The 21,935-nt window shown below is 72.2% G+C and carries 21 protein-coding genes; 13 read left to right on the forward strand and 8 right to left on the reverse strand.

Features of this window, described 5'->3' with window-relative positions; genetic code table 11:
- The first annotated feature begins 50 nt into the window (after positions 1–50).
- Positions 51–371 carry a DMT family transporter gene (locus tag ACZ6ZI_RS32285; protein ID WP_363062843.1) on the forward strand — a complete coding sequence of 107 codons (321 nt, stop codon included), beginning with the start codon at positions 51–53 and terminating at the stop codon, positions 369–371.
- Between the two features lie 124 nt (positions 372–495).
- Here ACZ6ZI_RS32285 and ACZ6ZI_RS32290 read toward each other — a convergent pair whose 3' ends face one another.
- Together ACZ6ZI_RS32290 and ACZ6ZI_RS32295 are read right to left on the reverse strand one after the other, a co-directional pair.
- The gene (locus ACZ6ZI_RS32290) at positions 496–1,266 is read right to left on the reverse strand and encodes a cyclase family protein (protein WP_469526835.1); all 771 of its coding nucleotides are present in this window, start codon (positions 1,264–1,266) and stop codon (positions 496–498) included.
- 9 nt (positions 1,267–1,275) lie between these two features.
- Positions 1,276–2,961 carry an FAD-dependent oxidoreductase gene (locus ACZ6ZI_RS32295; RefSeq protein WP_469526837.1) on the reverse strand — a complete coding sequence of 562 codons (1,686 nt, stop codon included), beginning with the start codon at positions 2,959–2,961 and terminating at the stop codon, positions 1,276–1,278.
- 160 nt (positions 2,962–3,121) lie between these two features.
- Here ACZ6ZI_RS32295 and ACZ6ZI_RS32300 point away from each other — a divergent pair, with 160 nt between their 5' ends.
- The 3 genes from ACZ6ZI_RS32300 to ACZ6ZI_RS32310 are packed head-to-tail and all read left to right on the forward strand — an operon-like array spanning position 3,122 to position 5,789.
- Positions 3,122–4,738: a class I adenylate-forming enzyme family protein gene (locus tag ACZ6ZI_RS32300; RefSeq protein WP_469526840.1), complete on the forward strand. Its 1,617-nt coding sequence runs from the start codon at positions 3,122–3,124 to the stop codon at positions 4,736–4,738.
- 47 nt (positions 4,739–4,785) lie between these two features.
- Positions 4,786–5,082 carry an antibiotic biosynthesis monooxygenase family protein gene (locus ACZ6ZI_RS32305; RefSeq protein WP_363062835.1) on the forward strand — a complete coding sequence of 99 codons (297 nt, stop codon included), beginning with the start codon at positions 4,786–4,788 and terminating at the stop codon, positions 5,080–5,082.
- Positions 5,079–5,789: a 4'-phosphopantetheinyl transferase family protein gene (locus ACZ6ZI_RS32310; protein WP_469526842.1), complete on the forward strand. Its 711-nt coding sequence runs from the start codon at positions 5,079–5,081 to the stop codon at positions 5,787–5,789. Before ACZ6ZI_RS32305 ends, ACZ6ZI_RS32310 begins: the two co-directional genes overlap by 4 nt.
- Positions 5,790–5,845: 56 nt before the next feature.
- Here ACZ6ZI_RS32310 and ACZ6ZI_RS32315 read toward each other — a convergent pair whose 3' ends face one another.
- The 3 genes from ACZ6ZI_RS32315 to ACZ6ZI_RS32325 form a co-directional block, all read right to left on the reverse strand.
- Complete coding sequence (locus ACZ6ZI_RS32315; RefSeq protein ID WP_469526843.1) at positions 5,846–6,745, reverse strand: RNA polymerase sigma-70 factor; 900 nt, start codon at positions 6,743–6,745, stop codon at positions 5,846–5,848.
- Positions 6,746–6,889: 144 nt separating this feature from the next.
- Positions 6,890–8,095, reverse strand: a complete 1,206-nt coding sequence (locus ACZ6ZI_RS32320) for an NAD(P)/FAD-dependent oxidoreductase (RefSeq protein WP_469526845.1) — start codon at positions 8,093–8,095, stop codon at positions 6,890–6,892.
- 110 nt (positions 8,096–8,205) lie between these two features.
- Positions 8,206–9,306, reverse strand: a complete 1,101-nt coding sequence (locus ACZ6ZI_RS32325; RefSeq protein WP_469526847.1) for a C40 family peptidase — start codon at positions 9,304–9,306, stop codon at positions 8,206–8,208.
- Between the two features lie 133 nt (positions 9,307–9,439).
- Here ACZ6ZI_RS32325 and ACZ6ZI_RS32330 point away from each other — a divergent pair, with 133 nt between their 5' ends.
- The 7 genes from ACZ6ZI_RS32330 to ACZ6ZI_RS32360 all read left to right on the forward strand — a co-directional run bounded on the left by ACZ6ZI_RS32330 (position 9,440) and on the right by ACZ6ZI_RS32360 (position 16,248).
- Entirely contained in the window at positions 9,440–9,895 is a 456-nt protein-coding gene (locus ACZ6ZI_RS32330) for a hypothetical protein (RefSeq protein ID WP_363062826.1), read from the forward strand.
- Positions 9,892–10,176, forward strand: coding sequence for a hypothetical protein (locus ACZ6ZI_RS32335; protein ID WP_469526849.1), 285 nt, complete (start codon positions 9,892–9,894; stop codon positions 10,174–10,176). The genes ACZ6ZI_RS32330 and ACZ6ZI_RS32335 overlap by 4 nt, the downstream gene beginning before the upstream one ends.
- A gap of 278 nt (positions 10,177–10,454) precedes the next feature.
- The gene (locus ACZ6ZI_RS32340; RefSeq protein WP_469526851.1) at positions 10,455–10,946 is read left to right on the forward strand and encodes a hypothetical protein; all 492 of its coding nucleotides are present in this window, start codon (positions 10,455–10,457) and stop codon (positions 10,944–10,946) included.
- Between the two features lie 185 nt (positions 10,947–11,131).
- Positions 11,132–12,277: a hypothetical protein gene (locus ACZ6ZI_RS32345; RefSeq protein WP_469526854.1), complete on the forward strand. Its 1,146-nt coding sequence runs from the start codon at positions 11,132–11,134 to the stop codon at positions 12,275–12,277.
- Entirely contained in the window at positions 12,274–13,728 is a 1,455-nt protein-coding gene (locus ACZ6ZI_RS32350; protein WP_469526856.1) for an SCO6880 family protein, read from the forward strand. The genes ACZ6ZI_RS32345 and ACZ6ZI_RS32350 overlap by 4 nt, the downstream gene beginning before the upstream one ends.
- A gap of 66 nt (positions 13,729–13,794) precedes the next feature.
- Positions 13,795–15,372 (forward strand): ATP-binding protein, encoded by a 1,578-nt coding sequence (locus ACZ6ZI_RS32355; protein ID WP_469526858.1) that lies wholly within the window; start codon positions 13,795–13,797, stop codon positions 15,370–15,372.
- Between the two features lie 294 nt (positions 15,373–15,666).
- Positions 15,667–16,248: a TetR family transcriptional regulator gene (locus ACZ6ZI_RS32360; RefSeq protein ID WP_469526860.1), complete on the forward strand. Its 582-nt coding sequence runs from the start codon at positions 15,667–15,669 to the stop codon at positions 16,246–16,248.
- A gap of 42 nt (positions 16,249–16,290) precedes the next feature.
- On the opposite strand, the gene ACZ6ZI_RS32365 is transcribed toward ACZ6ZI_RS32360, so the two are convergent.
- Together ACZ6ZI_RS32365 and ACZ6ZI_RS32370 are read right to left on the reverse strand one after the other, a co-directional pair.
- A complete protein-coding gene (locus tag ACZ6ZI_RS32365) occupies positions 16,291–16,911 on the reverse strand; it encodes a ScbR family autoregulator-binding transcription factor (RefSeq protein ID WP_469526862.1) in 621 nt (206 codons plus the stop codon).
- Positions 16,912–17,273: 362 nt separating this feature from the next.
- Entirely contained in the window at positions 17,274–17,849 is a 576-nt protein-coding gene (locus ACZ6ZI_RS32370) for a TetR/AcrR family transcriptional regulator (RefSeq protein ID WP_469526865.1), read from the reverse strand.
- Between the two features lie 146 nt (positions 17,850–17,995).
- Here ACZ6ZI_RS32370 and ACZ6ZI_RS32375 point away from each other — a divergent pair, with 146 nt between their 5' ends.
- Both ACZ6ZI_RS32375 and ACZ6ZI_RS32380 read left to right on the forward strand, forming a co-directional pair.
- Positions 17,996–19,576, forward strand: a complete 1,581-nt coding sequence (locus ACZ6ZI_RS32375; protein WP_469526868.1) for an MDR family MFS transporter — start codon at positions 17,996–17,998, stop codon at positions 19,574–19,576.
- A gap of 157 nt (positions 19,577–19,733) precedes the next feature.
- On the forward strand, positions 19,734–20,429 hold the full coding sequence (locus tag ACZ6ZI_RS32380; protein ID WP_469526870.1) for a DUF4097 family beta strand repeat-containing protein: 696 nt from the start codon (positions 19,734–19,736) through the stop codon (positions 20,427–20,429).
- Positions 20,430–20,532: 103 nt separating this feature from the next.
- On the opposite strand, the gene ACZ6ZI_RS32385 is transcribed toward ACZ6ZI_RS32380, so the two are convergent.
- Positions 20,533–21,888, reverse strand: a complete 1,356-nt coding sequence (locus tag ACZ6ZI_RS32385; RefSeq protein WP_469526925.1) for an MFS transporter — start codon at positions 21,886–21,888, stop codon at positions 20,533–20,535.
- Between the last annotated feature and the right edge of the window lie 47 nt (positions 21,889–21,935).

The raw sequence follows: 21,935 nt of genomic DNA on the forward strand, positions 1-21,935 counted from the left end.
CGACTGCTCACCACGAACCCCTCGCGCCACCGACCCGAAGGAGCACCATCATGGCCTGGCTCTTCCTCGCGATCGCGATCGTCTTCGAGATCGCCTTCGCCCTCGGCACGAACGCCACCCAGGGCTTCACCAAACTCTGGCCCTCCGTCTTCACCGTCCTCGCGGCGGCCTGCGGCGTGTACGCGCTGAGCCTCGCCCTACGGACCCTGGACGTCGCCGTCGGCTACACCATCTGGACCGGAGTCGGGGCCGTCGGCACCGTCGTGCTGGCGTCCGTCCTCTACAAGGAGAAGATCACCCTGCCCAAGATCGCGGCCTTCGCCGCGATCATCGCCGGCGCGGTGTTGCTGAAGTTCTCCGCCGCCATGTGACCGACGGCCGCCGCGAAGCGGCCGCGGCCCCGCGCCACCACCCGCGTCACCGACGGCCGGCCGGCCGGACCGCGCGCCGGCCGGCCCGCCCCGGCCCTCGGGGACGCGCCACCCGCGCGCGCGGTCAGTCGACGAACGCGACCGCCCGCGCCCAACCCGCGCCCGCTCCCACCAGCTTCACCGGCAGGCACGACACCGTGAACTCCCCGCCCGCGGGCAACGCGTCCAGGTTCGCGAGCCGCTCGATCTGGCAGTACTCGCGCTCGCGCCCCACGAAGTGCGCGGGCCACAGGACGGACCGGTCACGGGTCCGCCGGAACTCCTCGATCATGTGGGTGAAGGGCGCGTCCAGACTGAAGGCGTCGGTACCGATCACCTTCACCCCCAGATCGAGCAGCAGGTGCGTCGCCGACGCGTTGAGTCCCACGAAGTCGGTGAAGTACTTCGGAGTCCCCGCGATCCGGTCCGCCCCCGTGTTCAGCATGACGATGTCCATCGGGCGCGGCTCGCGCCCGATCCGCTCGAACTCGCGGCGCAGCACGTCGGCCCCCGCCGCGCCGACCGGCTGGTCCGTCAGGTCCAGCACCATCCCGGGCCGCACGAACCAGTCGAGGGGCATCGCGTCGATGTGGCGCGGTTCCCCGTACGCCGCCGAGGACCCGTAGTGCGAGGGCGCGTCGACGTGCGTCCCCGTGTGCGTGGTCAGTTTCACCGTGTCCAGCGACAGGAGTTCACCGCCCGGCAGATCGTCCGGGTCGAACTCCAGGCCGTACCTCTCCCGCATGCCCTCGGCCATGTGCCGGCCGCCCTCGGCCGGTGACATGACCACGTGCTCGACGGGATTGGGTTCCCACACCCCGGCATCGATGGGGGTGGACAGGTCGATGATGCGCATGACTCCCTCTCAGATCGCCGCGCCCGAACGGGCGGGCAGCACATGGACACGCCGAAGCAGGTTCTCCAGCCCGGCACCCTCGTCGAGCGGACCCAGGGCCGCCAGATATCCGTCGGGCCGCACCAGCGCGAAGGACGGGCCCGCGCCCTGTCCCAGCACCCGCCGCACCCGGTCCCGCGGGTCGTGCAAGGGCGCGGGCGACCCGTCCGGCGCGGGCGACTCCTCCCCGCGCACCACCCGTACGGACACGGCCGCGCCGTAGGCGCCGTACACCCGCCCCACCACGTCCGGCACGGCCTGGGCGCCGGGGAAGACCAGCAGCGTCCACCGGGGGTCGGTCAGCTCCTCGCACACCGCCCGCCATCCCGCGCTGCGACCCAGCTCCAGGTCCGAACAGGCCACGCGGTCGCCCGCCCGGACTCCCTCGGAACCGGAACCGGACCCGGACCCCATCGCCGCGACCGCGGCCGCCGACGGCGCGACGGTCAGCGGACTGGACCGGTAGTGCAACGCCAGCCCCGACATCCCCCGCAGGATCTTCCGCTCGAGCCGCCGCTTGAGCGGCCCGACCAGGTTCAGCAGGGCCGTCCCCACCGGAAGCACCACCGGGGCCGCCGCGTTGCGCAACGCGATCAGCTTCGTCGCGGTCCGCGTCGAACCGAGCAGGATCTCCCCGACCGGCACCCGCTCCGCGCCGTACGTGTCCAGCAGACCCTCGTCGGCCTGCCCGCGCACCACGGCCGCCAGCTTCCACGCCAGGTTGTGGCCGTCCTGGATGCCCGTGTTCATGCCCTGTCCGGAAGCCGGACTGTGCACGTGGGCCGCGTCACCGGCCAGGAAGCATCGGCCCGAGCGCATGTTCTCCACCATCCGCTGACGGATCGTGAACACCGACGTCCAGGTCAGCTCCTTGACCGTCACCGGCTTGCCGAGCCCCTCCGACATCTTCGCCTCGAAACGGGCCCGCACCACCTCCGGCGGGTCCTCATCGCCGACGTCGTCGGTGTCCAGCAGCCGCCACTTGCCCGACTCGGGGAACGGCACCATGAGGATCGTCCCGCGCGACAGGTGCATCCAGTGCAGGCTGTCGCGCGGCAGCTCCGTGTCGATGAAGGCGTCCGCCACCATCCAGCGCTCCGAGGAATCGCCCAGGAGCTCGACCCCGATCCGCTTGCGCACCGTACTGTGCGCCCCGTCGGCGCCGACCAGCCAGTCCGTCCCGTACTCCTCGACCCGACCGTCGGCGTGCCGCAGGTGCGCCGTGACCCGGTCGGCCCCGTTGTCCAGGCCCTCCAGCTCCACCCCCCACTCCACGTCCACGCCGGCCGCCCGCAGACGCTCGCGCAGGACCCGCTCCGTCAACACCTGGTCGACCTGCAACGTGAACGGGAAGCGGGTCACGAGCCGCGAGTAGTCCGTGCCCAGCGTGGTCAACGCCCGCCCGGCCCGGTGCACCGTGAAGTTGTCCACCTTCTGCCCCAGTGCCAGCAGATCGGGCAGGACGCCCATCTGGTGGTACACCTCCAGCGTCCGGGCGTGCGTCGCCGTGGCACGGCTCGTCGTCGCCGGCCCCGCGGCCCGGTCCACGACCCGCACCCGTACGCCCCTGCGGACCAGTTCATGGGCCGTCGTCAGCCCGACCGGACCGGCCCCGGCGATCAGCACCTCGGCGCCAGCGGTTGTTCCCGCGCTCATCAGCTCTCCTTTCGCCCTGCGATCCGGGCCACCCTGCCCGCCCCGTTTGGACGCTGTTCGGAACCTCGTTCAAGGCCCCCACACGCGGCACGTCGCCCGCGGCGCGCCGCTTCCGACCCGTGTCGAACCGCCTTCGAACCCCCGGCGGCACAGTGCGCCCATGACGACCACCGATCCCGTCACCACCACCAGCTCGGAGATGGCCGGACCGCCGCTCGCGACCATCGCCCACCTCATCGCGGGCCCTCGCGTGGACGACGTCCTGCGCCGCGCCGCCGCCCGACGGCCCGCCCGCACCGCCCTGCGCTCACCGGCCGGCGAGATCGGCTACGCCGAACTGGACGCCCAGGTCGACGCCTTCGCCGCGGCCCTGCGGGCCCTGACCGGCGGCCCCGGCGAGGTCGTCGCCCTCGCCTCCGTACTCGACCCGGTCTTCGTCACGGCCTTCTTCGGAATCTCCCGCGCCGGCGACACCAGCGCCCTGGTCAACCCGCTGCTCCCGCAGGAGCGCATCACCCACGTCCTGCGTTCCTGCCGGGCCCGCGTCGCGATCGTCAGCCCCTCGATGCTGCCCGTCATCACGGCGGTCCGAGACCGTCTGGCGGACCTCGAACACATCCTGCTGACCCACCGCGAGCCCGACATGCCCGCGGACGCCGCCGACCTCATGACCGTCGAGGAACTCGCCGCGAACGCACCGGCCTTCACCGAACTCCCGCCGCCCGCCCCCGACGACGTGGCCTGCCTCCAGTTCACCAGCGGTACCACCGGAGCACCCAAGGCCGTCCGGCTCAGCCACCGCAACCTCACCGTCAACGCCGCCCAGACCGCCCACATGCACCAGGTCGACGAGCACTCCGTGCTCTTCAACCACCTGCCGACCCTGCACCTGATGCACGTCACCGTCGCCGCCACCGCCGGCGCCACCCACGTCCTGTGGCGCGGCGCGGACGTCGCCGCCGCCGTCACCGCCGCCGACGCCCACCGGGCGACGCACTACTACAGCCTGCCCGTACGCCTGGCCGCACTCGCGGCGGACCCGCGCCTGGGCGAGCTGGAGGCCCCGGCCCTACGGGCCGTCCTGTCCGGCGGCTCCGCCCTCTCCCCGGACGCCGCCGGCGTCCTCGGCCAACACTTCGGCGTCCCCGTCGTCCAGGGCTACGGACTCGCCGAGACCTCCCCCACCACCCACCTGTCCGACCTCGACCGACCCCGCGCGGGATCCTCCGGCGTCCTGGTCCCCGGCGCCGAGAGCAGGGTCGTCGACCCCACGACCCGAGCCACCCTGCCCGTCGGCGAACGCGGGGAGATCCAGGTTCGAGGTCCCCAGCTGATGCTCGGCTACCTCGGCCGCGACCTCGCCCTCGACGTGGACCCCGACGGCTGGTTCTCCACCGGCGACATCGGCTACACCGACCCGGACGGCAGCCTCTTCGTCGTGGACCGGATCAAGGACGTCTTCAAGTGCGACAACTGGCTGGTGTCACCCACGGAGATCGAACGCGTCCTGCTGCGCCACCCCGCCGTCGCCGACTGCGTCGTCGTCGACGCCCCCCACGAGTCCAGGGGCGCCGTCGCCCACGCCCTCGTCGTCGCCACCGACCCCGACCACCCGGTCGCGGACCTCGTCGAGCACGTCAACTCCCGGCTGCCCTACTACGAGCACCTGCACCACGTCTCCCTCGTCGAGGCCATCGCCCGCTCGGCCACGGGCAAGGTCCAACGCCGAGCCCTGCGCGACGCCCACCTCGCCCACCTCGCCACCCATCGCCCCTGACCACCCCATCCACCCCACCACCCTCACCGATCTAAGGAGCCACCACCGTGCACGTCTTCATCAACCGCTACACCGTCACCGGCGACCTTGAGGAGTTCCGCACCCTGCTCGGACGGCTCTCCGCGCACATGCGCGCCCAGCCCGGCTTCCACTCCCACCGCCTCTACCGCTCCCGCCGCGACGAGCGGACGTTCGTCGAGCTCGCCGAATGGACCGACCCCGACTCCCACCGCCAGGCCCTCGCCGGCGAGGGCTTCCAGGGCCCGGTGGCCGAGCTCCGCAAGCTCGCCACCGCCGACCCCGCCCCCTTCGAGCTGCTCTCCACGTATCCCGCGGCCCCGTGACCCGGGCGCACCCCACACCCGGGGACGGCGCGGTCGACGTGTGGGAACCGCGCCCGTCCGACCGGGACGACGTCCTCGACGACACCCGGGCCCTCGACGCCACCGAGCGGGCCCGGGCCGCCCGGTTCGTCGATCCCCGCCACCGCGCGCGCTACGTCGCGGCCCACATCGCCCTACGACGCGTCCTGTCCGCTTACGTCGACCTGCCCGCCGCGGCGTTGACCTTCGGCCGCGCCCCCTGCCCCGGCTGCGGCGGGCCGCACGGCCGCCCCGTCCTGACCGGCGTCGACGGCGCACCGCACTTCTCCCTCTCGCACAGCCGCGGCCTGGCCGTCGTCGCGGTCGCCGGAGCCCCGGTGGGCGTAGACGTCCAGCACGTCCCGCCCGCCCGGACGGTCGCACACTGCGCCCCGGCGCTCCACCCCGGGGAACGCGACGAACTGGCCGCCGTGCCCGACCCCGGACGCGCCGAGGCCTTCGCCCGCCTGTGGGCGCGCAAGGAGGCCTACCTCAAGGGCATCGGCACCGGTCTCGCGCGCGGAACGGCCGCGGACTACCTCGGAGCCGACCCCGCCGGCCACCCCCCTGGCTGGCACATCCACGACCTCCCGGGCCTGGGAGCGCCGACCGCCCTCGCCCTGCGCTCCACCACCCCGCCCCGCCCGACCGTACGGACCCTGCCCGCAGGCACCCTCCCACCGGGGTGAGGGCCGACGACGCAACCGGTCGGGCGAAGGCGGCCCCGGCGGGCGTCGGGCACCGCTCACCGCCGGGTGAGCGGGACCCCCGAGGCGACGCGGCCCAACTTCTCGGGATTGCGCACGTAGTAGAGGCCGTTGATCAGCCCGTCCTCCAGACGGACCGCCAGCACCCCGTCGAACGCGCCGTCCACGTGCACCAGGAACGCCGGACCGCCGTTGACCTCGGTGGGGGAGAAAGTGACCGCGTTCTCGTGCTTGCCCAGGCCACCGAGCATGAAGCGGGTCACCTTGTCGGCTCCGGAGATCGGCCGCAGCGCCGCCTGCTTGACGCCCCCGCCGTCGCTCACCAGCACCACCTGCGGGGCCAGCACGTCCAACAGCCCCTGCGGATCGCCCGTCTCGATCGCGAGGCGGAACGACTCCATCGCCGCCGAGGTCACGCTCGGCGGTACCACCTGCCGGGGGCGACGGGCGTCGACGTGCCGGCGGGCGCGCATCGCGATCTGCCGCACGGCCGCCGGGGTCTTGTCGACGGCGGCCGCGATGTCCTCGTAACCGACGTCGAACGCCTCGCGCAGCACGAAGACGGCGCGTTCGGTCGGCGACAGCGTCTCCAGGACGAGCATCATCGCCATCGACACGCTCTCGGCGAGCTCGAAGTCCTCGGCCACGTCAGGCGTGGTCAGCAGCGGCTCGGGCAGCCAGGGGCCGACGTAGGACTCCTTGCGGCGCGTCATCGTGCGCAGCCGGTTCAGGGACTGCCGGGTGGTGATCCGCACCAGGTAGGCGCGCTGGTCCTCCACCTTCTCCTGATCGACGTCGGCCCAGCGCAGCCAGGTCTCCTGGAGGACGTCCTCGGCGTCCGCCGCCGATCCCAGCATCTCGTAGGCGACGGTGAACAACAGGTTCCGGTGCGCGACGAACGCCTCGGTCGCCGCATCGGAGGTGACGTGGTCGTTCATCTCCCGACCATCCCCCTCCGTGCCCTGCCCCGGTCTCCGACGGCCCTCGAACGCCCGTCCACGGCAATCCCCTCTCGTTGGCGACCGCCCATTGTGCCCGTGCAAGATCCACTACGGGCACCCCGGGGCGGTCGCCCCTCCCGCCTACGCGACCCGCTCGGCGTTCCCGGCCGGGACCCCCTCGCCGCGGGCGGCCAGCAGCTCCCGCCGCCGGGCGCTGCCCTTGATGCGGTGCAGCCCGTACGAACCGGGCTTGCCGGCCTCGTCGGCCAGGTGCTTCACGACCCCCGAGCACACCTTCTCCTTCAGCTTCGCCCCCGGGCGACCCCCGACGTGGAACCACACCGCGACGTCGTGCTTGGCGAACTGGAAGATGCCCGCCTCCCGACCCAGGCTGATGCACTGCCCGGCGAACTTCTCGTTCAGCTCCCCGGGCACCTTCCCGTCGATCCGGTCGGCCACCGTGTCGGCCGCCCGCGCGCCGAGCGGCACCGCCGCCTGGCAGCTCATCCGCAGAGCCATCCCCGACGGCGCCGCCGAGTCGCCCGCCGCCACGATGCGTACGTCGTCCACGCTCGTCAGCGTCTCGTCCGTCAGCAGCCGGCCCAGGGCGTCCGTGCGCAGCCCGCTGCGCACCGCCAGGTCCGGCACCCCGAACCCGGCGGTCCAGATCGTCAGCGCGCTCTCCACCTCACGACCGTCGGCCAGCTCCACGGCCTCGCGCCGCACCGCCGTCACCTTCGTCCCCGGGCCCTCCAGCACGGTCACCCCGAGCGCCGCGAACCGCCGGGCGACCGAACGCCGACCCCGCGCGTGCAGGTACGGCCCGAGCACCCCACCGCACACCAGCGTCACCCGACGCCCCGCCTCCGCCAGCTCGGCGGCCGTCTCGATACCCGTCGGACCCGCCCCCACCACCGTGATCGGGGCCGTCGCGGGCGCCGCGTCCAGGGCCGGCCGCAGCCGCAGCGTCTCCTCCAGATCGGCGATCGGGTACGCGAACTCCGCCGCCCCCGGCACACCCGGATCGGCGCTGCCGCTGCCCACCGCGTAGACGAGGTAGTCGTAGCCCACCGTGTCACCGCCCGCCAGGGCCACGGCGCGTCCGGCCGCGTCGATCCGGGTCACGCGGTCGAAGACCAGCCGTACGCCCTCGGCCAGCACGTCCCGGTACGCGACGACCGCGTCGTCGTTGCCGGCCGCGAGCTGGTGCAGACGGATGCGGTGGACGAAGTCCGCGCGGGGGTTGACCAGCGTCACGCTCACGTCGTCGCGCGCCGTCAGCCGGTTCGCCGCCATGACCCCGGCGTACCCGCCACCGATCACTACGACGGTCGTCTTCTCAGTCATGGTGTCTCCTCGGCTCCGACCCCCTCCAAAGGGGGTTCGGCCACAAGACACCGCGCGTCCCGGCACCGTGACACGATGTGACGCGGGTCACTTCGAGCCGGTGTCGGACATCAGGGACGGGTGGCCCCGAACCAGTCGCCCGACGGCATCGCGGAGGCCAGCGGCTCCACGTCGACCTCGCGCCCCGTACGCGGCGCGTGCAACACGTTCCCGTCCCCCGCGTACAAGGCCACGTGGTAGATGTCGTCGGCCCCGCCCCTGGACCAGAACACCAGGTCACCCGGACGCAGTTCCCCGCGCGACACCGTCCGCCCGGACGTGGCCGCGTACTGCGCCGAGGCCACCCGCGGCAGCCGCCGGGACGGCCAGTACGCGTACTGCACGAGGCTCGAACAGTCGAAGCCGACCGTCGACCGCGCGACACACGCGCCGCGCAGATATCCGTTGACCCCGTCGCAGAAACCCGTCGAAGGACCCGCCGGCGAGCCGCCGCCCCACGCGTACGGCGTCCCCCGCCACGCCTCCGCCCGCCGCAGCGCCGCGACACCCGCCCCGGCCCCGGCCCCGGCCTCCCGGGACACCCTCGCCACCCGCGGCCCCTCGAACCCGAACCGGACGGTGCCGGCGAGGACCGCCCGTACGTACGCGTACGTCTCACCGCCCGCGAACGACCGCGGCGGAACCCCGCGGAACTCCACGACCCGCCCCCACCCCGCGTTGTACCCGGCCAACGCCAACGCCCGCGGATCACCCCCGAACCCGCTCGACCTCGCGTCCCCGAGCAGCGAACACATCATCCGCCCCTGCGCCGTGACGGCGTCGCCCACGTCCCAGGGCGAAGCGCGCCCGTTGCCATCGGCGTCACGGCCCCACGTGCTCCACGTACCCGGCATGAACTGGGCCGGCCCCTGCGCCCCGGCGCGCGAGGTCGCCCGCGCCCGACCCGTCTCGAAGCGGGACTCCCGCCACAGCTGCGAGGCCAGCAGGGCCGGCGTCAACTCGGGCCGCGGACAGTCCGCGTCGGCCGCCAGGATCCACGACCGGAACGCGGCGGGCACGTTCCGCAACCCCGTCGCGCCGGACCCGCCGGACCCGCCCGCCGCGCCGGCCGCCCTGGCGTCGGAGTCCAGGAGGCCGACCCCGACGCACAGCGCGAGGGGCAGCAGCAGACCTCCCAGCGCCACGACCGCGGCTCCGACGAGCGCCCTCATCCCGTTCCCCTCCCTCGACCCGTTCCCCGATGGGGTGACGACCGCGTCGACCGACCGGCCCCGCACGCTACCCTTCGTGATCGCGTGAGGCCAAATGCGTGACCGAACGCCGGGGGTAGAGGGGAGTTGGGGCGTGTCCACGCACTCGCAGGCACCGTTGCGGTATGCGCTGATCCCAGTGGAGGGCCACGGGATCGCCGTGGTGACCGTCGCGCGGATGCTCGACGGGGACGCGGGCGGCGCCCGCGCCCGCGTCCTCACCGGACCGGAACCGCTCCCGTACGGAGCCCAGCCCGTCCTGGTCGCGGAGACGACCGTCTACGGCGCGACCCGCGTCGAGGAACTCCTGCTGCGCTGGGGCTCCCTGCCCAAACCCTGGCTGGTGCTGGTGGCCGACGCCCCGGCCCGCCCCGTCGCGGACGCGCGCTACCTGGTCCGCGCCCTGGAGGGACGCCTGGCCGGGGTGGCGAGGGTGCCGTACCTGCCGGTCCTGCGAACGGTGCGGGGGCCCGCGGAGGCCCTGGAACACAAGGACGTACGGGCCGCCGCCGAGAGGCTGCGGCACGCGATGGAAGGAAACAAGCGATGAGCACGGACCTCTTGACGCTCGCGGGGGACCTGATCCCGGGCGCGAAGCCGACCGCGATCCCCCACCTGGACACGACCGTGAGCCGGATCTTCGGCTACGGGCTGTGGCTGCTGGTCCTCTCCGGCGTGGGCGGCACGGGCTTCGGCGTCTACAAGCTCGCGGTCGTCGACAAGAGCCGCGGCGGCGCCGGATCGGAGGCGTTCAAGTGGATGGGCGGGGGCGTCCTCGCGATCCTCCTGGCGGGCTCCCTGATCAGCATCCTCAACGGCATCAGCGGCTAGGGGGACCGAAGATGCCACGGACCAGGCGAACCTGGCCGGCGCTCGCCGCCCTGGCGGCCCTCCTCGCCTTCACGGCCTACGCCCTGCTCACCCCCGCCGAGCACACCCCCACGGCCACCGCCACCGCCCCACCCCCCACCCCGGTCCCGACGTACACCCCACCCCCCGACTGGACCGAACCCACCCGCTGGGCCTCCCTACCCCGCGGCACTCACAAGGATGAACAAGGCAGCGAGGTGGGCTTCCCCCACACGACTGAAGGCGCGGTGGCCGCAGCTGTGGCCGCCAGCAGCCTTGCTGTCGAAGGCGAAAGGTCTGCGGTGGATGAGCAGTTACGCCTCTATCACTCGTATCTTGCGAAGAGGGATCAGTCGCCAGAAGGCGTCGACAGGCTACGGGATGACGTTTCCCGGACCGATGAGACGCTTGCCCGCCGGGCCGGAGTAAGCCCTGGCCAGCCTCTGCCGAGCGGCGCGTACTCGCGTAGCCATGTGGTCGGATACAAGATCGTCAACAAGTCGATTGATGACGTCAGCCTTTGGGTGCTGACCCACGTGGTCCAGAAGTCCGGCGAGGTGGCAACGGAGGAGGGCACTTACACCCGCACCATCGTGGGCCTCCACTGGCACGAAGAAGACTGGAAGTTGTCGGGCGACGTCACTGTTCAGGCGCAGCAGGACACAGAGGCTCAAATTGCTCCCGGACTGGGAGCCCCGGGTGACGCGGCGTTCAATGCGGCTGGCTGGACAGCGATCAGGACGGCCTCATGAGGTGGCTTCTTTCGGGGCTTCTCATGGCACTGGTGCTGACCTTCTCTGCACCGCACCCCGCCATGGCAGTCGATGACGGCGGAACCGTTGCCAACGGTTTCGAGACAGCCTGCACACTGTCCGTCGCGCCAGTTCTGAAGGTCCTCCCAAGCACGACCCGGGGACATGTGACACAGGCGTGCGACTTGGTGGGCAACGTCGTCGGAACCCCGTTGGACAAAGGCTGGGAAAACATCAAGAACTCCCTCCTGGGCGACATCATCGAGTCCGCCCAGGACGCAACCCGCTGGATGCTCCAGAAGGTGCTCTTCCTCACCCTCTTCGGCCCCTCCCTCGACCTCGAAGCGACCGGCCTCTTCGGGCCGCGAGCCACCCTCGCTGGCATGTTGACCTGGCTCGGGCTCCTCTTCGCCGCCGCCGGGGTCGTCTGGCAGTTCGCCAGATCCGCGCTCACCGGGCAGGCCCGCCACGCCGGGCGGTCCCTGTTCGGCTGGGTGGAGAACCTCGTCGTGGCCGCCTGCGGCGTCGGCCTGTTCGGGCTGCTCCTCGAGGCCAGCGACGCCCTCACCGTCGGCCTCGTGAACGCCGCCTTCAAGGGCGAGAACCTCTTCGACCGGGTCCTGACCACGATGGTCCCCGCCCGGGTCGTGAACCCCGTCCTCGTCCTCGGCCTGCTCCAGGTGATCCTCGTCGTCGGCTTCGTCCAACTCGTCCTCGTATACCTGCGCCAGAGCGCCATCCCCGTCATCTGCCTGCTGCTCCCCCTCGCGAGCGGCGGCCGCACCGGTGGCGCGGCCACCCGCAGGTGGCTGCCCAACCTCGTCACGACCGGCCTCGCCGTCATCGCCTACAAACCCCTGCTGGCCGTCCTCATCTGCATCGGCTTCACCGAGTTCGGCACGGCCCAGACCCTGGCGCAGTGGCTCCGCGGCTGCGCCACCCTCGTCCTCGGGGTCCTCGCGCCCGGCCCCCTCATGCGGCTGTTCGCGCCGCTCGGTACCGCCGTCGGCGAGGGCATGGCCACCGGCGGCGCGGGCGGGGCGCTCGGTGCGGTCGCCGACCACCTCACCCGCCGCAAGGGCGTCGACACCGCACCCGACGCGGAGGGCGCCGCCCCCTCGACCGCCGTGCAGCACGCCCGCTACGTCGAGCAGAGCATGGCCGACCGGCCCACCGGGACCGCCCGGACCCCCGCACCGGAAGGCGCGACGACGCCCACGCGGACCTCCCGCACCGAAGCCGCCGCCCGGATCCCCGACCAGGTCGGCATCGAGGTGATGGACGGCGTCAACGACACCGCCCACGAACCGATCGGAGGGTTCCGCCGGTGACCACCCACGAGGTGCCCGACACCCTCATGGTCGAGGGCTTCCGCGCCCGCCGCTCCTTCGGCCTCGGCGGGCTCTCCAAGGGCGCGACGATCACCGCCGCCCTGGTCCTGCTGCTGGACGGGCTGATCGCCACCCGCGCCCCGGCAACCCTCCTGCTCACCCTCCCGGTCACGCTGACCGCCTTCGCGCTGGCGGCCGCCCGCCGCCACGGCATGCCCGCGCTGTCCTACTACTGGGCGCGCCTCGCCTGGCGCCGCGCCGCCCGCTTCGACGTCACCGCCTACCGGCGGCTCCTCCTGCCGCACCCCTACGCCCTGGACCTGCCCGGCGTCGGCGCCTCCTCCACCCTCATCCGCGCGCACGACCCGACGACCGGCAGGAAGGTCGGCGTCGTCCACGACCGGGCGACCGGACGGATGACCGTCAGCACGCTCCTCGCACCCGGCGGCAGCCTGATGGCCCCGACCTCCACCGTCCGCGGAAACCTGCGCACCTGGGCGTCCGTCCTGGACGCCATGAGCACGGACGAGCAGATCAAGGGCGCCTCGGTCACCATCCAGATCACCCCCGGCGCCGGCGAGGCCCTGGCCGACGACGTGAAGATCCGTCAGGACCCGGGCGCGCCCCTCCTCGCGCGGCGGATCATCGACGAACTCGTCCGCACCACCCCGCACGCCACCGCCTCCGTGGCGCCCTGGATGTCGGTCACGGTCGACCCGACCGCGTCCGCGAACCCGCCCACCGACCTCGCCGAACAGGTCGCCGAGGCGCTGAAGGTCGTCGATTCCCTCGACCTGTCCGGCACGGGCACCGACATCGAACGCCGCGCCACCGACATCGACCTGCGACGCCTGGTGCGCAGCGCCTACGACCCCGCCGTCTTCAACGCCCGCGACGCCGACTTCGAGGGACTTTCCTGGGGCGAGTGCGGTCCGCAGGCCGCCGACGACGGCTGGGAGGAGTACGCCCACGACGGCGCCGTCTCCACCTCCTGGGTTCTGCGCGAGATGCCGCGCCGCCCCCTCGCCTACAGCGTCCTCCTCCCCCTCCTCGCCCCCGGCCGCTTCCAGCGCCGCGTCACCCTCGCCTACCGGGTTCTCGACCCGTACGAGGGGGAGGCCGTACTCGAACGGGAGATCAGCAACGCCCACCAACGCGCCCAGGCGACCGCGGAGGTGAAGGGTCGGGCGAAGTGGACGCAGCGGGCCGACACCCGGCGGGCCGAGCAGGCGGCCGCGCAGATGGCGGGCGGCGCGCAGGTCGTCGACTGGACCCTCATGGTCACCGTCACCGCACGCGCCGCCGCCGACCTGCCCGCCGCCCGCCAGGAACTCGAACGCGCGGTGAAGGCGATGCGCGGCATCCGCATGCGCCCCGCGTACGGAGCCCAGGCCGCCGTCTTCGCGGCCGGCATCCCCCTGGGCTACCACCCCCTCGTCAAGGACCGGTGACCCCCTGAACACCGAGGCCGAAGAACCCCGATTCCCCCTGTCCCCCCAACTCCCTCTGTCCCCCCGATGACCCGCAAGCCGAAGCCGCCGGTCCTGCGCACCCCCCGGCGCCTGCTCCTGCCCGCCGACACCCTCCCGAGCCGAGACGAACGCCGCCACCGGCGCAGGCTCCGGGGCCGCTTCGCGCCCCGCCTCGGCTGGGGCGGCCGGTTCGGGGGGCGCGCTCCCGTCGAGGACGCCGGCACCGTCCACACCGGTCCCACCACCCAGGCCGGCGGCCTCTACCCGTTCCTCCTCGGCTCGGGCCTGCCGCCGCGCGGGGTCCCGGTCGGCCGGGACGTCCTGACGGGCGAACTCGTCTGCGTCGACCCGTCGGGCTGGACCGGCAAGCTGACCACCAACCCCGGCATGTGGGTCATGTCGCAGCCGGGCGCGGGGAAGTCCGCGCTGGTCAAACGCGTCTGCCTGGTCTACTCGGCGTACGGGCACATGGTGTGCGTCCCCGGCGACGTCAAGGGCGAGTACTCCACCCTGATCGCCGAGCTCGGCGGCTCCGTCGTACGGATCGGCGACGGCATCGGCCGCCTCAACCCCCTGGACTCCGGCCCCCTCAAGGACCGCGCCCGGACCCTGCCCGCCGACCGCCGCCGGGCCCTCCTCGACGTCCTCAACGGCCGCCGCCTGGAGACCCTCGTCGCGCTCCTGTCCACCAAGCACGGCCTCGGCCGCACCCCCGACGAGGTCGAACGCTCCGCCCTCGACACCGCCGTGCAGGTCGCCTCCGCCGCGCAACCTCCCGGCAGTGATCCCGTGGTCGCCGACGTCGTCAAGGTCCTGCGCGCCGCCCCCGAGGAACTGCGCGGCAAACTCGCCGCCGACGGGGAGCGCTACCGCGATCTGACCCGCTCCGTCGTCGCGGGCCTCGACAACCTGATCGGCGGCCCGCTCAAGGGCCTCTTCGACGGCCCGACCACCACGCCCCTCGACATCGACGCGCCCGCCGTGTCCGTGGACATCTCCGCGCTGCGCGCCCGCGGCAACGACGTGGTCTCCGCCGGGATGATCGCCACCTGGGCGTACACGTACAGTTCCATCGACTCGGCCCGCTCCATCGGGCTGATGGACCGCAAACTCGTCCTGCCCATGGACGAGATGTGGCGGGCCCTGCGCTCCGGTCCGGGCCTGGTCGACGCGATGGACGCGATCTCGCGCCTCAACCGCACCACCGACGACGTCACGATCTACGTCACCCACTCGCTCCTCGACGTCGAGGCCCTGCCCACCGAGGCCGACCGGGCCAAGGCCCGCGGCCTGATGGACCGCTGCGACACCTGGGTCATCGGGGCCTCCTCGGAGGAGGAACTGCGCCGCGTCACCGGCAAGCGCTCCCTCACCGAGCAGGAGCGCATGATGATCGGCTCCTGGTCCTCGGCCACCTCCACCGGCCTCGACATCGCCCCGACCGACGCCGACACCGAAGCCATCGACACCGAAGGCGCCGGCGCCCGCCACCACCCGGGCCGGGGGAAGTACCTGATCAAGGTCGGTGCGCGGCCGGGCATCGCGGCGGCGCTGGAACTGACCGCCACCGAACAGCGCCTCTACCGCACCGACGCCAACCACCGCCGCCGCACCCGCCGCTGAGCCGGGCTCCTCGACGGGGAATGCGGGGGTGAAGGGCCGAGACCGGCACTACCAAACAGATCGGTCTGATTCAAAACCCGTCTCGCAGGATGAGCGAAGGGTTCGATATGAGCCAACTACCCACCTATGTCCCGCCATTCAGAAAGCTAGGTGCGAAAAAAGTGAGAAGTGCCACCTGAAGGGGTAGAGCGAAACAGGCATGCCTGTATGATTTTAATTGCACCGTCAACCGAGGCGTGTAGTGGGGTTGTCGGAGAGTCGACACATCGAGCGAGAGACGGCGGGTGCAACCCCATGACGCAACGGTCCCATCAGACCCGTCAGGCCCTCGTGCGTGCGACGGCGGAACTGATCGCCGACGGTCGGGTCGCCGACGCGGGTCTGGTGAACATCTGTGACCGGGCGGGCGTGACCCGAGGTGCCCTCTACCACCACTTCCCCTCCACCGCGTCGTTGGCGGCAGCCGTCTACGAAGAGGCCCGCACTCGGGCCTGGTCGTTGACGGAGGAGGCTTTCGACGGCGCCGAGCCGGACGCGCCGAAGCGCTTCTTCACTGCCCTGGGCGCGGCCATGGGGAACGAGAAGGTGGTGCGCGCGGGCATGCAGCTGGCGTCCGACGGTTCGGACGCCAGGCCGTGCCTGCGTGACGAACTGCTCGCCATGGTGCGTCAGCGCGTCGTCGCCACGCACGCGAACGCGAACGCCTCCACGGGTGACGCGGGTGACCTGGCGGACCTCGCCGTGGTGGTGGCCGCGGGGATCGAGTCCCTCGGCAGGTCGGACCCGGCCTGGTGGGAGGGCAAGACCTCGACCCGGCTGTGGGAGGTCATGCGTCCGCTCTTCGAGTCGGTGGAACCGGATCCGCGACTGGCCTGACCCGACCCGACCTGAGCCCGCGCGGTGACGGCCCCGGGCGGATCAGGCCTTGGCGGGCTCGGGCGGCAGCTCCAGGCGCAGCCGTCCGATCAAACCCGGTGTGGCCAGGCCCGGCAGCAGGAACCGCCAGAAGGTCGCGATTCGTTCGAGGACATCCGTTCGGCCCGTGTACGCCTGGGACATCGTCTGGAGGCCGGCGAACGAACCGACGATGGTCGCAGCCGCCTCCTCGATGTCCACCCCCGGGAGGATCTCCCCCTGCTCCGCGCCTTGGCGCAGCAGCTCGACGGCCGCGGTCATCGACTGCTCGAAGGCGGTCTCCGGCGGACAGGGCAGCGACGTCTGCTCCATGGCCAGGCGCACGCCGGCCCGCAGGACGGGGTCGCGCTGGAGCTGCTGCGCGAAGTTCAGGGTCAGGTCGATGAGTGCCTGCAACTTCACGGGTCGGTCGGGCAGCTGGAGCGCCTGGCCGTGGGCCTCCACCAGCGCCATGGCGATCGCTTCCTTGGAAGGGAAGTGGTGGTACAGCGATCCGCGGGTCAGGCCCGTCCGCGACAGGATCTCGTTGGTGCTGGCCGCTTCGTACCCGCACTCGTCGAACACCTGGGCGGCGGCTTCCAGGATCGACCGCCTCGAACGCTTCCCGCGCTCCTGTTGAGCCATGGCAGACCAGACCCTTAACTCTCTTGCCCGAATCGTGAGCCCGAAATTTAACAGACTTGTCTGTACCGAAACGAGTTCCGGAACCGGTGCCGCCGATGCAGGGACCGTCGCCCCGTACGAGGTCAGGCGCGCCCGAGACGGAAGCCGCCCCCGCGCCGTCGTGATCCACTTGTTGGAGCCGGGCCTGCCGCGCAACGTGTTGTGGCGGTGGTGATCGGGGGGAATTTAACGAACTGACCTGTCTGTATTTTGCGCTTGCGGATCGTCGACGGCGGGGTGCTTGTCGGCGTCCGTGCGGATCGCGGCGGACCTTGAGGAACCCGTCGGTTGCCGGTCGATGCGCGCCTGGGCGGGCCGCCGACTCAGCCGCACTCCTCCGACACCGACTCCAGCGTCTCCAGGGCCGACTCCAGGAGGGCCAGGCGCTTCTCCTCGGGGCTGCCGGCCAGGGCGTGCAGGGAGAAGGCGCCGAAGTGGACGCTCACGAGGGCGTCCGAGAGCCGCACCTGGGTGCGTACGGACGCCCCGTGCTCGTACAGCAGCTCCGCGACCGCGGCCACCCGGTCGTTGAGGGTCTGCCCGATGCCCAGGGCCCGCAGCGCCGCCTGGTTCTCCTGCATGATGCGAAAGAGCGGGGTGGCGTCCTTGAGCACCTCGCTGTAGCGGCGCAGGACCTCGCGCTTGGTCTCCAGGGTCCGGGGGCGGGTCCTGGCCCACGCGATCAGTTCGTCCACGGGCGCGCCCAGCCCCTGGGAGATCGACAGCAGGATCTCCTCCTTGGCCTTGAAGTGGTAGTAGAGGGCGGCCTTGGTGATGTCGAGGCCCTCCGCGATCTCGCGCATCGAGGTCTTCTCGTAACCCCGCTCGACGAACAGCGCCAGGGCGACCTCCTGGATCCTCTCGCGGGTGTTCGTCCTGGCGGTCGGTCTGCCGGGCATGGGGTCCTCCTGTGCGGGCTCCGGGTCGCGATTCTACTTGACGGCCGGTCAGTAAATGTTCTAGCTTCCCAGTCGCCTGCCCAACTTACCGTCCGGTCAGTAAGTAGGGGTGGCGCGGCACTGATCCCGTCCGAAAGGAACCCACCATGGCGCACGACCCCGCCCGGGGCGGACCGCCCGCCGGCACGCCCCCGCGTCCCCGCCACCTGCTCGTGATGAGCGCCGTGGTGGTGGCGATGCTCCTCGCGGCACTCGACAGCCTCATCCTCGGCACCGCGATGCCGACGATCGTCGCCGAGCTGGGCGGCCTGGAACACCTCTCCTGGGTGGCCTCCGCCTACATGCTCGCGACCGCCGCCTCCACCCCCGTCTGGGGCAAGCTCGGTGACATGTACGGTCGCAAGACCGTCTTCCTCACCTCGATCGGCCTCTTCCTGGCCGGCTCCGTGGTCGCCGGCCTGGCCCAGTCGATGGGACAACTCATCGGCTTCCGCGTGCTCCAGGGCCTGGGCGGAGGCGGCCTCATGGTCGGCGCGCTCGCCCTCATCGGCGAGCTGATCACCCCGGCCGAGCGGGGCAGGTTCCAGGCCATGGCCTCCACGGTCATGGGCGCCGCCATGGTCGGCGGCCCGCTCGCGGGCGGCTTCCTCACCGACCACTTCGGCTGGCGCTGGTGCTTCTACCTCAACGTGCCCCTCGGACTGATCGCCTTCCTCTCCATCGCCACGGGTCTGCACCTGCCGAAGAAGCGCTCACAGGCCCCCGTCGACTACCTCGGCGCGACCCTGCTCACCGCCGTGATCACCGCCCTGGTCCTCATCACCACATGGGCCGGCACCCGCTACGACCGGACCTCGCCCGTCGTCATCGGGTTGGCGGTCGTCGCCGTGGCGGGCACCGCCGCCTTCCTCGCCGTGGAGCGCAAGGCCGCCGCGCCCATCCTGCCCCTGGACGTCTTCCGCAGCGCCAACTTCAGCTGGGCCAACGTCGTCGCCTTCCTCTTCGGCTTCGTGATGGTCGCCGCGATGACCTTCCTGCCCATCTACCAGCAGACCGTCCAGGGCGCGTCCGCCGCCGGCGCCGGCATCCTGATGCTGCCCCTGCTGCTCGCCATGGTCGGCGTCAACACCTTCGCCGGCCGACTCATCGCAGAACGCGGCGACTTCAGGCTGTACGCCGTCATCGGTGGCGCGCTCCTGCTCGCCGGGGCCTTCCTCCTCTCGCTGATGGACACCACCACGAGCCGCCTGACCACCGGCCTCTCCATGGCCGTCTTCGGAGCCGGACTGGGCCTGCTCATGCAGGTCACCCTCTCGGTCGCGATGGAGAGCGTGGAGATGAGGAACCTGGGCGTGGCCTCCTCGACCGTCACCCTGAGCCGGACCATCGGCGGCTCCTTCGGCGTCTCCCTCGCCGGGATCGTCTTCACCGACCGGGTACAGGGCGCGGCCCCGAGCGCCGCCGGCGGCGAAGGCCATGCGCAACTGTCCGCCGAAAGCCTGGCCGCCCTGCCCGAACAGGTCCGCTCCGCCTACGAGGAAGCCGTCGCCGAGGGAACCCACGCCGCCTTCCTGATCGCCACGGCGCTCGCGGCAGCCGCCTTCCTCGGCGCCTGGTTCATCAGGGCGCGGCCCCGGCCGGCCGCCGAAACCCCACCTCCTCGCAGCGACCGGATAGCGTTCACTGGCAGTTCATTGCAATCTACTGACGCAAGTGCATTGCGTTAGCTCTCGGCCGATTGCAACAAAATACCTGCTTTGAACTGCGCCGATCTAGATCGAACGCAATGAATGTGTTGCTGGATCTCTGAATGCAACGTAGCTTTTCCTTCATCGGAAAGCGGCGGGCCGGAGAGTGTCCGCCGCGGGAGAAGGGGAAGTCACCATGCAGTTCACCACCACCACCGTCGACGCTGATGCTGCCGCCGCTGTTGTGACCGCCGTGTTGGAGGTTCCGGCGGGTCGGGTGCGGTTCGTGGCCGTCGGGCGGGACGAGGTCTCGGTCGAGGTACTGCCGGCCGACGCGTCGAAGGGGCGCGACGTGAAGGCGGCCGAGCGGGTGGGCGTCGAGTACGCGGACGGGATCCTGAGCGTCCGGGCCGAGAGGTCGGGCAAGGGCCTCTTCGGCGAGGAGGCGGGCGAGGTCGAGGTGACCGTGCACCTGCCGGCCGGCTCCCGCGTCGAGGCCCGCACGGCGAGCGCCGAGGTGCGCGGTGTGGGCCGGCTCGGCGAGGTCGTCGTGGAGTCCGCCCACGGCCGCGTCGACCTGGAAGAGACGGCGGGGGCCCGGGTGGGCCTGGAGGCCGGTGACATCCGGATCGGTCGCCTCGACGGCCCGGCCACCCTCACCACCCGCCACGGCGACCTCCACGTCGCCGAGGCCGTGCGCGGGACGGTCAACCTGCGCACCGAGCACGGTGCGATCACCGTCGGCGCCGCGGCGGGCGTCTCGGCCACCCTCGACGCCGGCACCTCCTACGGCCGCGTCCACAACGCCCTGACCAACACCGCCGGTTCCGGCGCGGCCCTGAACATCCACGCCACCACCGCCTACGGCGACATCACCGCCCACACCCTGTGACCCCGCAGGCACCACCCCGGGATCGACCACGGCCCGGGAACGACGGTGCGGGCCGCGGGCCCGGGCCCGGGTCGACCCGGGCCCCGACCTCGGCCCCGCACCGTCAGGCACCGCGCGGCCCCCGATCCCGCAGCAGGATCCCGGTCAGGGCGATCGCGGCGACCAGCAGGCCGGTACCCGTGGCGAACGCCAGGTGGTAGCCGCCGGTGAGGGCCTCGGCCGCGTCGCGGCCCGTGGCGGCCAGGGTCCGCGTACGGGAGGCGGCGAGGGTGGACAGTACGGCCACGCCGAGCGCCATGCCGATCTGCTGGGTGGTGTTGAACAGGCCCGAGGCGAGCCCCGCGTCCTCCTCCCCGGCGTCGGACATGGCCAGGTTCGTGAGCGCGGGCGTGGCCAGGCCGAAGCCCGCGGCGAGCAGCATCACCGGCAGCAGGTCGGAGACGTAGGAGGCGTGCACCGGCAGCCGGGTCAGCAGGCCGAGTGCCAGGACGAGCAGGGCGAGGCCGACGACGAGCAGCCTGCGGTCACCGAACCGCGCGCCCAGGCGGGCGGAGAGGCCCAGCGAGACCGTGCCGATCACCACGGCGGCCGGCAGCATCGCCAGGCCCGTCGCGGCGGCCCCGTAGCCCAGGACCTTCTGGAGGTAGAGCGCCACGAGCACCTGGAAGGAGAACAGCGCGGCCACCATCAGCATCTGGACCAGGTTCGCGCCGACGACGGTGCGCGAACGCAGGATCCGCAGCGGCATCAGCGGGGTGCGCGCCCGGGATTGGCGCAGGACGAAGCCGGCCAGCAGGGCCAGGGTGAGCACCCCGAGGCCGAGGGTGTGCGCGGAGGCCCAGCCGTACCGCTCCACCTCGACCACCGTGTAGATGCCGAGCATCAGCCCCGCGGTGACCAGCAGCGCACCGAGTACGTCGGCCCCGGCGCCCTTCGCCGGGCCCCGGTCGGCGGGGAGCGCGGGCAGGGCGAGGAGCAGGGCGGCGAGCCCGATGGGGAGGTTGATGAAGAAGATCCAGTGCCAGCCGAGCCCGTCGGTGAGGACACCGCCGAACACCTGGCCCAGGGAGGCCCCGGCCGCGCCGGTGAAGGAGAAGACGGCGATGGCCCTGGCGCGTTCGCGGGCTTCGGTGAACAGGGTGATCAGGATGCCCAGTCCGACCGCGGAGGCCATCGCGCTGCCGATGCCCTGGAGGAACCGGGCGGCGATCAGCAGGGCGGGGGAGCCGGCGAACCCGGCGAGCACCGAGGCGGCCGTGAACACCACCGTCCCCGCCAGGAACACGCGCTTGCGTCCGATGAGGTCGCCCAGCCGGCCGGCCAGCAGCAACAGGCTCCCGAAGGCGATCAGGTAGGCGTTGACGACCCAGCTCAACCCGGCGGGCGTGAACCCGAGGTCGTCCTGCATGGCGGGCATCGCGACGGTGACGATGCTGCCGTCGAGGACCGTCATCAGCATGCCGGTGGAGAGCACGCCGAGGGCGGTCCAGCGCGAGCGCAGCCCGC

This window comes from Streptomyces sp. NPDC103540 (genome assembly GCF_055584445.1).